Below are 14,359 nucleotides of genomic sequence, written 5' to 3'. Positions count from 1 at the left end.
AAGTGTTGAAAACTATTTTTTATCCAAGAAAGTGGCATCATCAATTTCATTGCCATCCTTCATTAATTTTTTAAACCACGTTAATAAACCATGCTCCTTTTGTTGCTGCTCACCGACCTCTTTAACAGACTCGACATCTTTTTTGACAACCTTAGGTGCTCTTCTTGTTTCCACTTCATCCTCGTGCGCCTGAATACCCTTCATCAACAAACCAATACTGGTTGCATACAATGGGCTTTTCAATTCTTCATACAAAGCTTTCGGCAGGACTTCATTTTTCGCGAGGTATTCATTTGGAAAACCAATACGGCAATCGATACCCGTAATGTATTCGACAAGCTGCACCAGATGTTTTAATTGTGCACCTCCACCAGTAATAACGATACCACCGATCAGTTTATTTTCATATCCTGAAGATTTGATTTCATAATACACATGTTCGATGATCTCTTCCATACGTGCTTGAATAATGTATGCAAGATTTTTTACAGAGATCTCTTTCGGCTCACGACCTTTTAAGCCGGGAACACAAATCACCTCATTTTCCTTATTTTCATCAGCCAATGCCGATCCAAATCGTGTTTTTAATAATTCAGCTTGACTTCTCAATACAGAACAACCTTGACGAATATCTTCCGTCACTATATTTCCCCCCAACGGAATTACAGCAGTATGACGAATGATTCCCTCATGGAAAATAGCTACATCCGTAGTACCTCCACCAATATCAACTAAAACAACACCAGCATTTTTTTCGTCATCATCCAATACAGCTTCAGATGATGCCAAAGGTTCAAGAATCAATTCTGAAACTTCCAAATTTGAATTATCAATACATCTTTTGATATTTCGGATATCCGTAACACGACCCGAAATAATATGAAAATTCGCTTCGATACGACGACCAGCCATACCAATAGGCTCCCTAATACCCGGCTCATTATCAATAGTAAATTCTTGTGGCAACACGTGGATAATTTCTTCTCCAGGAGGCAACACCAATTTATACATATCTGAAATAAGACGTTCAATATCTCTTCTTGTCACTTCATCATCGCTATCAGTCTTGGTAAAAATACCACGATGTTGAATACTTTTAATATGTTGACCAGCAATACCAACATTCACCACCTTGATATCCACATTCGATTGATTTTCGGCTATTTCAACCGCCTCAAGAATGCTGCTCACCGTTTTTTGAATGTTAGCAACTACGCCTCGGCTTACTCCTGCCGAGTCTGCTTTACCAACTCCTAAAAGTTCTATTTTATTTCCGCCGCTCCGTCTTCCCACGGTAACGCAAATCTTGGTTGTACCAATATCGAGACCCACAATAATTGGGTTCTCTCTTTCGATTTCTGCTGATTTTGGGTTCATAATATTCTGTATTGATGCTGTATACTATAATGTGTTATTCTTTATTTTCTTCTCTGGATGATGCAAATCATCAAATGTCCAAACACCACGCTTTTCACAAATGATTTGACCTGCATATTTTACATTTACTTTATTGTAAGCATCAACCCCAACTTTAGGGATGATTTCTTTATAAAATGTTCTTAACAAACTAAATTTTTGTTCCAACGAATCCGCAGTGCCTATAATAAGCTGCTGATTGCCGACACGCGGAACCAATTCAATATCTCTATCATTATTGACAAATACCTGTACAACCTGATTGCTCCATAATTCATCATTTTCAATAAACTGCGTCACGCGAAACAGATCTTTCACTAAAGAAGTGTTGACCGAATCCAAGGGATTTTTATATCCTTCTTCAATATTACCCGTCGCAATCATTACATGTGGCACATACTTTAAAGTAGTCGGTACCTTCAATCCATTTAAGTCGATATAATATTCTCGACCATTTTTATTAATGACACGCATCACCACCTCACGTTGTGCAATATTGATGGCGATAATACCATCCATATCCAAATGCACACTTGCCTTAGATACGTAAGGCAATTTTTTCAATGTTTTTTCAATTTTTTCTAAAGGAATATCAAGTAATCGCTTCCCGATAATATTTCCATAATTTTTGCTAATAAGTGCCGAAATATCACCCTGGTCTATAAAAGCTTCCTTTCCCTCTATAAAAATATTCACCTCACGACAGACCTGTTGCTCATCCTTACGGTTGACCAATGACATCACAATGATTACAGCTATCACTCCAAGAAAAAAGAGTGATAAATATAAGACGCGATTCCATCGTATGTTGTGTAAATATTTAAGCATTTACTAAAATTTCCTTCAATGGTTTTACTAACTTATCAATATCCCCTGCACCGACCGTGACCAACAATTCCAGTTTTTCGTTTTGAGCAATTTCCAATACCTGTTGTGGCGTAACAACAGCTTTTTCTGGCGCTGTAATCTTACTCAACAACCAAGACGAATTTACACCTTCAATAGGCAATTCGCGTGCAGGATAGATCTCCATCAACAGCAAACGATCGGCCATAGATAGCACTTCTGCAAATCCATCTATAAAATCACGTGTTCTGGTGAAGAGATGTGGCTGAAATACAACTGTTAACTTTTTATTCGGATATAATTTTCGCATAGAACTCAAAAAAGCACGCAATTCCTCCGGATGATGTGCATAATCATCTACATAAATAGCAGACGGAGTTCTTACGATATATTCGAAACGCCTTTTAACGCCCTTAAAATTAGCTAAGGCCAATTTTATTTTATCATCTGCAATACCCAAAATACGAGCAGCAGTTATTGCCGCCACAGCATTTTCGACATTATGCGTGCCAGGTATGCCCAAATGAATATGCTCAATCTTTGAATCTGCTGAAATATAATCAAAGTAAAACTCGCCATCTCGAACATGTACATTGGAAGCATATACATCTGCCACATCATGTCCAGAATATGCGATTTGACTGTCAAAAGGTAATCCCTTCTTCACAATACGCGTGCCGCCCTCAACAACTCGATCCAAATACATTTGGAAAGTCGCCAACAGTTGACCCGCATCACCATAAATATCCAGATGATCAGCATCAGCTGAAGTCACAATTGCAATATTAGGATGTAAGGTCAAAAATGAACGATCATATTCATCAGCTTCGACTACGACAACATCATTATTACCATATAACACGTTTGTATCGTAATTAGAACTGATTCCACCTAAAAAAGCAGAACAGTCAAAACCACTATCTTTTAAAATATGAGCGACCATCGTTGAAGTCGTAGTTTTACCATGTGTACCAGCCACACCAATTGTAAACCGACTTTCACTAATAATCCCTAAGACTTCAGACCTTTTATGTAAAGTATGGCCTACTTGCTCTAAATAATGTTTAATCTTCGAATCTTTTGGTATAGCAGGTGTAAAAATGATTAATGTAGCATCATCCGGAGCATTGAAAATCGGATCTATAGTATCGATTTCATCAACATATGAAACAGCAATACCTTCAGACACCAATGTTTTAGTCAATTCAGTCTCCGTACGATCATATCCTTTTACCACACATCCTAAATGAGCAAAATAACGAGCAAGCCCACTCATTCCAATTCCACCGATCCCAATAAGATACACCTGTTTGATTGCGTCAATTTTCATTATTTCTACCTTTTATTTGCCAATTTTATAACTTCTTTCGCGATGACAACATCCGCATCAAGAAGCGCTAATTTCTTTATATTTTGAGCCAAAATAAGTGACTCAGATTCCTTATTTAATAAAGCGATAGCTGTATCAAACAGAGTTGCTTTCGCCTCATTATCCTTTACCAATACTGCCGCTTGTTTATGTACCAATGCCATTGCATTTTTTGTTTGGTGATCTTCCGCGACATTTGGCGAAGGAACCAACACCACCGGTTTGCCTACCACACACAATTCTGAAATGGTACCAGCGCCTGCCCTAGCAATTATGATATCAGCAGCAGCATAAGCATAGTCCATTCGCTGTAAGAAAGCAAGCATATGGATGCGACCAGAAAGTTTATCTTTCAGCTCTTGACTCAGCTGATCAAAATAATAACTTCCACATTGCCATATTACCTGAATATTAGCGTGGTCCAATTTCTCCAAAGATGCCATGACACTTTCATTTAAAGTACGCGCCCCTAAGCTACCACCCGTCACTAAAATCGTCTTTTTATTAGCATCTAATCCAAAAAAAGCCAAAGCTTCCTCACGCTTACCTTCAATCTCAATAGAAGCACGACGAATAGGATTACCTGTTAACAATAATTTCTCTTCTGGAAAGAATTGTTCCATCCCTTCATAAGCAACACAAATCTTAGCAGCCTTATTTCCCAGTCGCTTATTAGTCACCCCGGCATAAGAATTTTGTTCTTGCACCAGAGTCGGTATACCCAAGCGGTTGGCCACCATCAATAAAGGTCCAGAAGCAAACCCCCCAACACCAACAGCCACATCAGGTTTAAACTCACGGACAATTTTACGAGCCTTGTTCATGCTTTTAAAAAGCTTGAATGGTAAAAAAATATTTTTCCAAAACTCTTTTCTATTGATCCCTTGAATATCTAGTCCCACGATTTGATATCCCGCAGCCGGTACTTTTTCCATTTCCATACGACCATTAGCTCCAACGAAAAGAATTTCGTTTTGAGGATCCAATGCTTTTAGTGCATTAGCAATTGCCACTGCTGGAAAAATATGTCCACCAGTACCACCTCCACTTATGATCACACGTATAGCCATTTCTTATTTATTTTTACGCAGAAATTGTACCCACGACCACTCTTTTCTCTTTCGGTCGCTCATCCAATTCCTGTTTACCTTTTAATTCTTCAATATTTCTACTTACACTCAAGATAATACCCAGAGCGATACTTGTAAATAAAATAGACGTTCCACCCATACTTACTAACGGAAGCGGAACCCCGGTTACCGGACCCAAGCCCACGGCCACAGCCATATTGGCAAATGCCTGAATGGTCAAACTAAATCCCAGTCCAGCCGCCAAAAAAGCACCGAATGCTTTTGGACTTAATGTGACTATACGAATACAGCGATACATTAAAGCCAAATAAAGAAAAATCAAGACCACTCCCCCAATCGTTCCATACTCCTCAATGATGATGGCAAATATAAAATCGGAATACGGGTGCGGCAATACATTTCTCTGAATACTATTACCAGGCCCCTTACCAAATACACCACCTGTTGCAATTGCTATCTTTGCATTATTAGCTTGATAGTTTTTATCATCTTGAAATGAAACAGGCATTCCCTCCTGTTTTTCTTTTTCAACCCCTATAAAAGATTTAACACGACTATAATATGTTGCACGTCTAGGACCTACCGAAACGACGATAATGCCTAACAATACGACTCCGGCAGATACAATAGCAATTTGCTTAAAGCTGATACGTCCAATCAAAAGCAGGAGCACACATACCCCAAACAGCATAATTGCCGTAGACATATTTGCCCATGCAATTAAAACAAACACACCACAAACAGCTCCCATTATTGGAATAAAAGACTTTTTAACATCTTTAATTTCCTCTTGCTTTCTTGATAGCATACGAGCCAAAAACGTGATCAGCGCCAACTTCGCCAAATCCGAAGTTTGAAAAGTCTGATTGATCACTGGTATGGTAACCCACCGACTTGCATCGTTCACTTTACTTCCAAAGATCAAAGTATACAATAACAATGGAATTGTTATCGCCATTAATAATTTGGAAATGCCCGCATAATAACGATAATCCAGTTTATGGGATAAATACATCAACACAAAACCAACAGCAATTAAAGAGAAGTGCTTGAACAAATACAATTCTGTCCCCTTTCCTTCTTTATATGCCAGCGTACCTACAGAACTGTAGACGGCCAACAAAGACCAGCCCGAGAGTAGGATCACAATAATCCATATCCATCGGTCGCCTTTTAATTTAGAAAGTAGATGCTCTACCATAATTAATCACTTTAGATTTAAAAACCTATACCCACTACAACTCCATCACTGCAGCTTTAAATTTATCACCGCGATCTTCGTAATTTTTAAACCAATCAAAACTTGCACAAGCTGGAGACAACAATACCGTATCTCCCTTTTGAGCCAAATGAGAGGCCAATTGCACAGCATCTTTCATCGAAGAACTGTTTACGATCAATTCTGTATCCTCCTCAAAAGCCGCGTGTATAGCTGTATTATCTTTTCCGATACACACAATAGCACGTACTTTAGATTTCACTAAATCACGTAACATTTCATAATCATTACCTTTATCAACACCACCTAACATTAAAATAATAGGTGTTGATACACTTTCCAGCGCATACCATACCGAATTGACATTGGTAGCCTTAGAATCGTTGATATAATTAACCCCACCGATACAAGCCACCTGCTCCAAGCGATGTGCAATATTCACATAAGAGCCCATACTTTCCTTCATAGCTTGATTTCTCAACTCTTGAACCTTAGCAATTAGGCCAGAAGCCATATTGTTGTACACATTGTGTTTCCCTGTCAAAGACAACTCTTCCGTTCTCATAGTAAATGTATCGCTATTAGGTATGTTAATTATAATATCTTTAATTGAAGTCAAATAAGCTCCAAATTCCACTTTTTGTTCCTGTGTAAAAGGCAAGTGTATCGCTGGAGTTGAATGTCTCTTCAAACCTTCCATTGTTTGTGGATCATCAAGACAATAGATGAAATAATCATCTTTTGTTTGATTTTGAATCATTCTAAATTTAGAATCCACATAATTCTCCACTTTATAATCATAGCGATCCAAATGATCAGCTGTAATATTCAAAATCACGGCAATATCAGCTCTAAATTGGTACATATCATCCAACATAAAACTTGAAATCTCGAGCACATAAACATCAAATTGTTCACGTGCCACCTGTAAAGCAAAGCTTTTACCAATATTCCCTGCCAGACCTACGTGCTTACCAGCATGTTTCAGCATTTCATAAGTCAACATCGTAGTAGTCGATTTACCATTAGAACCTGTGATACAGATCAACTTTGCATCTGTATATTGTGCTGCAAATTCAATTTCCGCAATCACTGGGATATCTCTGGACTTCAATGCAACAACTAAAGGAGCATGTTCAGGAATACCAGGACTTTTCACCACTAGATCCGCTTGTAAGATCCGCTCTTCACTGTGTAATCCTTCTTCATAAGCGATTTGCTCTTCCTCCAACTGGGTTTTATAATGTTCAGCAATTGTTCCTTTATCAGAAACAAAAACATCAAATCCCCTCTGTTTAGCCAAGATAGCAGTACCGACACCACTTTCACCTGCACCAAGTACGATCAATTTTCCTGACTGTGGATAATATGTTGATGAAATGTTAGCCATGCTGATTATCTAATTTTTAAAGTTACAATGGTCAAAATGGCCAAAATAATACCGACAATTACAAAACGTGTTACAATTTTAGCCTCATGATACCCCTTCTTTTGAAAGTGATGGTGCAAAGGAGACATTAAAAAGATTCGTCTACCCTCCCCATATTTTTTCTTGGTGTATTTGAAATAAGAAACCTGTAAAATAACAGAAACCAATTCCAAAAGAAAGACACCGCACAAAATCGGGATCAATAGCTCCTTGCGGATCAATATGGCAAAAGCCGCGATAATACCTCCTATCGCCAAACTACCTGTATCACCCATAAATACTTGAGCAGGATACGTATTGTACCATAAAAAGCCAACACAAGCTCCAACAAAAGCGCCAGCAAAAATAACCAGTTCACCCGAATTAGGAATATACATGATATTCAAATAGTCCGAGAAAATAACGTTACCAGACACATACGCCAATATGGCCAAAGTAACACCAATAATAGCAGAAGTACCTGTCGCCAAACCGTCGATACCATCTGTAATATTTGCACCATTAGAAACTGCAGTTACAATAAATACCACAACAACCAAGAATACAATAAAGGTTAAGACATTGCTATTAAGTCCAAAAACCTTGAAAACTTTAGCGTAATCAAACTCATTATTTTTATAAAAAGGGATATTTGTTTTAGAAGACTTCACATTTTCTGCATAAGTCTTCTCACCAGTTCCCTGATTGATCACAACTTCAACAGGTTTAGTTGAAGTAGGTGACGCTACATTTTGACGAACCACAATCTCGGGATGAAAATACATCGTACAAGCAATGAAAATACCCAGACCAGTCTGCCCAATCACTTTAAAACGTCCAGCCAAACCCTCCTTATTGTGACGAAAAACTTTAATATAATCATCCAAAAATCCAACAGCTCCCATCCATAGTGTGGAAACAATCATAATGATGACATAAATATTAGTCAACTTCGCAAATAACAAAGTCGGAATTAAAATTCCGGCAATGATGATCAAGCCACCCATTGTTGGTGTACCCTGCTTCTTTTTCTCCCCCTCTAGTCCTAAATCACGAATGGTCTCACCTACCTGCTTATTCTGAAGCACCTGAATCAGCTTTCCTCCAAAAACGGTTGTGATGACCAGTGAAGTGATCACAGCCATCGATGTTCTAAAAGAAATATACTGAAACAAACCAGCTCCTGGAATGTGCATGTATTCGTTTAACCATGTGAATAAATGGTACAACATATTCTTATACTTCGTTAAATGTTAATTCTAAAATTTCTTTATCATCAAAATGGTGACGTACACCATTTACCTCTTGATATTTCTCATGTCCCTTTCCCGCCACGACAATGATATCTCCTGGTTTTGCCAATTGATATGCAACTCGAATTGCCTCTTTACGATCAGCAATAGAAAGAACTTTACTTCTTTGTTCAGCAGCAACACCCGCTTCCATTTCTTTAATGATGGTAAGAGGATCTTCCGTTCTCGGATTGTCAGATGTAATAATCAAACGATCACTATAACGCAATGCAGCTTGTGACATTTCTGGACGCTTAGTTTTATCACGATCTCCACCACATCCCAATACAGTAATGATATGTTGGCTTTGATTACGTAACTTTTCAATCGTCTGCAAGACATTCTCCACAGCATCAGGAGTGTGTGCGTAATCCACAATTCCAAAAACACCATTTGCTGCCTTCAAAGTCTCAAATCTACCCTCAGCACCAGTCAGTACACTCATAGCTGTCAATACACGAACAGTCTCTTGCTCCAACAAAATTGCTGCACCATACACTGCCAATAGATTGTAGGCATTGAATCCTCCGACCAATTTCACCCACACATCATGTCCGTCGATATTCATCAACATACCATCGAAATGACTCTCGACTATACGCGCACTAAAATCAGCTCCTGAATGGAGTCCATAACTTTTTTTATGAGCAAATGTATTTTGCAACATGACCTGACCATTACGATCATCTTCATTGGTCAACGCAAAAGCAGCCGTATCTAAATCATCAAAAAACTTCTTCTTTGCCTTAATATAGCTACTAAATGTTTTGTGAAAGTCAAGATGATCATGTGTGATATTCGTAAAAATAGCACCCGTGAATTTCAAACCTGCTATTCGCTGCTGCACAACAGCATGCGAACTCACTTCCATAAAACAATAATCGCAGCCTTCCTCAATCATCTCACTCAATAAGTGATTCAATTGAATGGGATCTGGAGTCGTATGCGTCGCAGGAATAACCCGTTCCCCAATTTGATTCTGTACTGTCGACAAAAGCCCCACATGATATCCCAATTCCGTAAACAGCTGGAATAATAAAGTCGCGACAGTTGTTTTACCATTCGTACCTGTAACACCGACCAACTTCATTTTCTTTGATGGATTATCATAGAAATTGGCAGCCACTACACCCAAAGCAAGAGCAGAATCAGCTACAACAATATAGACAACAGAGTCCAATGTCTCCACAGGCAACTCTTCTACGATAACTGCTCTAGCTCCAAAAGCAATCGCTTTATCAATAAACAAATGTCCATCCGTATGAACACCCCTAACAGCAATAAACAAACTTCCGAATACAACCTGACGCGAATCGAAGCAAAGCGATACTACCTCAACATCCAGTTGACCCACTACCTCCTGTACAGGAATAGCATGTAATATTGATTTTAAATTCTTCATTCTACTTCAGTTCTATTGTTACAGCTGTACCAATTGGTAACTTTTGATTTGCAATCAAAGATTGCCTGATCACCTTTCCTTTTCCAATCACGCTTGTTTTAAATCCAGAATTCTCCAGTGCAAACAATGCGTCAATCAATCCCATTCCCATAACATTTGGCACTACACCTTCTTTTATTTGATATTCCACAAAAGGAACTCCAAGTGTTGAACTTGTTGAATCATTCTGTGCAATTGAATTCCAATTCATAATTTTTAAACCCAGCTGCTCATACACTTTTTGCGTCGCTTCACGCGAACCTTTTAAGGTTAACGCCCTGGTGTTTAATGCCGAAGTGTTCAATTTTTTCTTATTAAAAGCACTATGCATATTCAAATCATTCGCATACACCATATCAGCCAACTCTTTAAAAACTGGCCCCGCTGTTGACGCTCCGTAATAGCCATTTCTAGGATTTCGAATCACTACAATAATGGAATACTTTGGATCCTCAGCAGGAAAATAACCTGCAAATGAAGATTGGTATTTCCGGTTACGATATCCCATCGCTCCGTCAGCCATTTGTGCAGTTCCGGTTTTACCACCCGAAGTATACAATGGATTTCTTAGGCTCTTCCCTGTTCCATCTTTCATTGTCCCTTCAAGCATTCCCCTAATTTGACCTAAAGCTTTATCAGAAGCAATCTTCTCATTAATAACACGAGCTTCAAATTTTTCAACCGTATTACCCAGATGTCTGATCTCCTTAACAAATAATGGGGAAATCATCTTACCGTTATTAGCCACTGCATTATATAATGTCAACATCTGCAGCGGCGTCAACTTCAGCTCATAGCCATATGCCATTTGTACAAGAGACAATCCACTCCAGCTTTTACTCTTTGGAGTTTTTATTAGAGGCGCTCCCTCTCCTGTTATTTGCAATCCCAACTTACGATCCAAGCCAAAAGCATGTAGTTTAGCCGTAAATTTAGCTGGATTATCCTTGTAATGCTCGTATATCAACTTCGTAATCCCTACGTTAGACGATTGCTCAAAAGCCTCTTGCGCACTCATCACAGACTTTTTTGGAGCATGTGAATCTTTAATCGTGTGACGATAGATAGGCCAATTACCATTTCCAACATTTACATGAGTACTTGAATCAATCACACCGTCATCAATAGCAGCAAGATAAGAAGCCAATTTAAACGTCGAACCTGGTTCAGCACTTTGTGCAATCGCAATATTCATCTTTTCACGATAGACACCATCTTTGTCTTTCGTAAAATTGGCCACCGCACGAACCTCTCCAGTCTTTACCTCCATCATCACCACACAGCCCTCATCAGCATTACTCGCTATCATCTGCTTTTCCAAGGCTCTTTGTGCCATATCTTGCATATTGATATCAATCGTCGAAATAATATCTGCACCATCAACAGGAGCCACTTCAATATCACGGTTTACTGGAATCCATACACCACCCGCAATACGCTGCATCAAACGTTTACCGCTTTTACCGTCAATATATTCACCATACGCACCTTCCAACCCGACATGAATATTCTCCTTAACATTCTTATATCCTATTGTACGAGCCGCCAAATTGACAAATGGAAGAATACGTTTATTCTGACGTTCTGTAATCAAACCTCCAGGATAACGCTCTTTCCCCACACGCACCGATTTAAACAAAGGGTAATTTTTAAGCACCTTTAAATCTTGATGCGAGACTGCTCGCTTAATCAAAACATAACGTTGCTTTTTATTTCTAGCCTGTTTCAATAATGTCAAATACTGTCTGGAAGATTTATCTTTAAAAAATCCAGACAATTTAATTGCTAAAGAATCGACCTTTAAATTGAAATAATCGTTTTCTTCCTCAGGAATAGCCATTGCATCGAATCGCAATTCATATTCAGGAACCGAAGTTGCCAATAAACTGCCATCATTAGAATAAATATTACCCCGAGCAGCTTCAACTTCACGCTCTTGAATAGACAAACTATCCGACAGTGCGCGCCATTTATCTCCATCGACATATTGTAAATGAAAAAGCTTCGCAAATACAGCAAACGCCACAAGGACGATTAAACCGAATGCGATATAAACACGAAATAGAATGGTAGTTCTGATATTCATAAACGTCTCTCCTATTTCTTTTGTTCTTTTACAATTTCAATCTTGATTGGTGGCTCCACCCGCTCTTTCAGACCTAAAGAGTCGACACGCTTCGCAATCTCCGTTTGAGTAGACATCTTCATGAGCTCTGCCGAGAGCGATTTATGATCCCAGCTCAACTCTTTAACTTCTTTACCCAACTTATCGATATTACGAATCGTACGTTCTGCAAAATGCCTATTTGTAATATAAAGCAACATCAATAAAGTAACAAAACCAATAAAAGGCAAGTAATTCACAATGGAGTAAATCGACAAATTACCAGCAGTAAGTAAAGTCCTAAGAAACTTTTGCGTTTCCTCCGCTTTTTCCTCAACTGCTTCCTGTAGTTCCTCTTGAACCTCCTCGCTTAACCCCTGCTGTTTTATTGTATTTTTACCCATATCGATACTTCGATTAAAGCATTAAGCTATATCCAACTTTTCAGCAATACGCAGTTTCGCACTGCGCGATCTATTATTATCAACCAATTCTTGATCGTCAGCAGTAATTGCCTTACGACTGATCACATGAAATGGCTTAATTTCATTTCCAAAAAAATCTTTCTCTACATCACCCCTAAACTTACCTTTAGCCAAGAAATTCTTGACCAAACGATCCTCTAAAGAATGATAAGACATCACGACCAAACGACCTTCCGCCTTCAAAACATCTACCGTTTGTAGCAAAAACTCTTGCAAAGCTTCCAATTCCTTATTAACCTCAATACGCAAAGCTTGAAAAACTTGCGCATGGTATTTATGCTCTTTACCCCTAGGAACCATCTTCTTGATAACCTCTTTCAATTCAGCTACCGTATTGATAGGCGCTGTCAAGCGAGCAGTCACAATTGTTTTAGCCAAAGTTTTGGCATTCACAATTTCTCCGTACATACCAAAAATACGATGAAGTTCCTCCTCCGAATAAGTTGACAACACCTTGCGGGCATCAACATCCGAAATCTGATCCATTCGCATATCCAAGTCTGCATCAAAACGTATAGAGAAACCACGATCAGCAGCATCAAACTGATGAGATGAAACACCCAAATCAGCCAAAATACCATCCACCTGTTTCACACCATTCAGACGAAGATTATTTTTTAAAAAACGAAAATTTTGATGAATCAACGTAAACCTCGAATCATCAATCACATTATTCAACGCATCTGGATCTTGATCAAAAGCAAACAACTTGCCTTCAGGACCCAAGTGTTTCAAAATCTCCCTCGAGTGTCCTCCTCCACCAAAAGTAACATCCACGTAAATACCATTTGGCTTAATCGCCAAAGCATCCATGCATTCTTTCAACATTACTGGTACGTGGTAAACATTATCCATTCGCTAATCCTCCTAAATCAAAACCTCCCATAACCTGTTCAGCCAAAGCAGAGAAATCCTCTCCCAAATCACCATTCATAAAATCATCATACCCATCTTTGGACCAAACTTCAATTTTATTAACCTGACAAGCCAAAACAACTTCTCCTGTGATACCCGAATAATCCAACAAACCCTTCGGCAATAAAACACGACCCGCAGCATCCAAACTCAACTCCGTTGCTCCCCTTGTAAAACTTCGAATAAACATTCTGTTTTTCTCAACGTACTGATTCAACTGAGCCAAGCGTGCCGTTATCGCATTCCATTCCTCGCGCGTATAGATCACCAAATGTTTTTCAAATCCACGATTGATTACAAGTCCCTCACGCTCAACATCAGGCAATTGCCTTTTGAGCGCAGCAGGCAACACCATTCTTCCTTTGGTGTCTAACTTGCATTCATATTCGCCAATTAAAAAACTCATTTTGTACACATTGGTTTCAAATTCAATGTAAAAGTATACACTTTCACCCACTTTTACCCACTTTTACCCACAAAAAAGTTTTCCACATAGTGGAAGCGCTACATTTAATTGACCAAAGCTTGACATAATAGCAAACAAAAAGCTATATATCAGCGGTTAAATTAGGTTTTTGAACCGATTTTCAAAATGGTTCAACACGAAATAAATCACGAGTTTAGGGTTGCTTTTTTTCTTCAAACAGGAAGATAAATACGCTAAAAAACAAATTTTTTACAAAAATATGATCAAATAGGGGAGAAAGTGGGGCGTCCACCCATCAAAAAAAGTAAGTATAAATGAAGATTAAATTTCTGGATTTATGACCAAA

Annotated in this window: 12 protein-coding genes; all 12 read right to left on the bottom strand. The window is 38.6% G+C overall.

The window, feature by feature from the left end:
- Positions 1–12: 12 nt before the first annotated feature.
- From ftsA to mraZ, 12 genes are read right to left on the bottom strand one after another with little or no spacing between them, the layout of a single operon-like run.
- Positions 13–1,377, bottom strand: a complete 1,365-nt coding sequence (ftsA, locus tag AC06G9_RS04000; RefSeq protein ID WP_045753165.1) for a cell division protein FtsA — start codon at positions 1,375–1,377, stop codon at positions 13–15.
- Positions 1,378–1,401: 24 nt separating this feature from the next.
- Positions 1,402–2,244, bottom strand: a complete 843-nt coding sequence (locus AC06G9_RS03995) for a cell division protein FtsQ/DivIB (protein WP_346570553.1) — start codon at positions 2,242–2,244, stop codon at positions 1,402–1,404.
- Positions 2,237–3,592, bottom strand: coding sequence for a UDP-N-acetylmuramate--L-alanine ligase (gene murC, locus AC06G9_RS03990; RefSeq protein WP_346574566.1), 1,356 nt, complete (start codon positions 3,590–3,592; stop codon positions 2,237–2,239). Before murC ends, AC06G9_RS03995 begins: the two co-directional genes overlap by 8 nt.
- Before the next feature lie 5 nt (positions 3,593–3,597).
- Complete coding sequence (gene murG, locus AC06G9_RS03985) at positions 3,598–4,701, bottom strand: undecaprenyldiphospho-muramoylpentapeptide beta-N-acetylglucosaminyltransferase (RefSeq protein WP_480957552.1); 1,104 nt, start codon at positions 4,699–4,701, stop codon at positions 3,598–3,600.
- Between the two features lie 13 nt (positions 4,702–4,714).
- Entirely contained in the window at positions 4,715–5,923 is a 1,209-nt protein-coding gene (locus AC06G9_RS03980) for an FtsW/RodA/SpoVE family cell cycle protein (RefSeq protein WP_045753161.1), read from the bottom strand.
- A gap of 34 nt (positions 5,924–5,957) precedes the next feature.
- Positions 5,958–7,331, bottom strand: a complete 1,374-nt coding sequence (gene murD, locus AC06G9_RS03975) for a UDP-N-acetylmuramoyl-L-alanine--D-glutamate ligase (RefSeq protein ID WP_094773039.1) — start codon at positions 7,329–7,331, stop codon at positions 5,958–5,960.
- A gap of 5 nt (positions 7,332–7,336) precedes the next feature.
- A complete protein-coding gene (mraY, locus tag AC06G9_RS03970; protein WP_248754698.1) occupies positions 7,337–8,581 on the bottom strand; it encodes a phospho-N-acetylmuramoyl-pentapeptide-transferase in 1,245 nt (414 codons plus the stop codon).
- A gap of 4 nt (positions 8,582–8,585) precedes the next feature.
- Positions 8,586–10,043, bottom strand: coding sequence for a UDP-N-acetylmuramoyl-L-alanyl-D-glutamate--2,6-diaminopimelate ligase (locus AC06G9_RS03965; RefSeq protein WP_346570557.1), 1,458 nt, complete (start codon positions 10,041–10,043; stop codon positions 8,586–8,588).
- A gap of 1 nt (position 10,044) precedes the next feature.
- A complete protein-coding gene (locus AC06G9_RS03960) occupies positions 10,045–12,168 on the bottom strand; it encodes a penicillin-binding protein (RefSeq protein ID WP_293924551.1) in 2,124 nt (707 codons plus the stop codon).
- Between the two features lie 11 nt (positions 12,169–12,179).
- Positions 12,180–12,590 carry an FtsL-like putative cell division protein gene (locus AC06G9_RS03955; protein ID WP_045753156.1) on the bottom strand — a complete coding sequence of 137 codons (411 nt, stop codon included), beginning with the start codon at positions 12,588–12,590 and terminating at the stop codon, positions 12,180–12,182.
- Between the two features lie 21 nt (positions 12,591–12,611).
- Positions 12,612–13,526 carry a 16S rRNA (cytosine(1402)-N(4))-methyltransferase RsmH gene (gene rsmH, locus AC06G9_RS03950; protein ID WP_094773043.1) on the bottom strand — a complete coding sequence of 305 codons (915 nt, stop codon included), beginning with the start codon at positions 13,524–13,526 and terminating at the stop codon, positions 12,612–12,614.
- Positions 13,519–13,992 carry a division/cell wall cluster transcriptional repressor MraZ gene (gene mraZ, locus AC06G9_RS03945; RefSeq protein ID WP_045755345.1) on the bottom strand — a complete coding sequence of 158 codons (474 nt, stop codon included), beginning with the start codon at positions 13,990–13,992 and terminating at the stop codon, positions 13,519–13,521. The genes rsmH and mraZ overlap by 8 nt, the downstream gene beginning before the upstream one ends.
- Between the last annotated feature and the right edge of the window lie 367 nt (positions 13,993–14,359).

It is taken from the genome of Sphingobacterium sp. MAE, assembly GCF_056711605.1.
The sequence above is the reverse complement of the archived record's forward strand: the minus strand, read 5'-3'. Positions and strand labels throughout refer to the sequence as shown.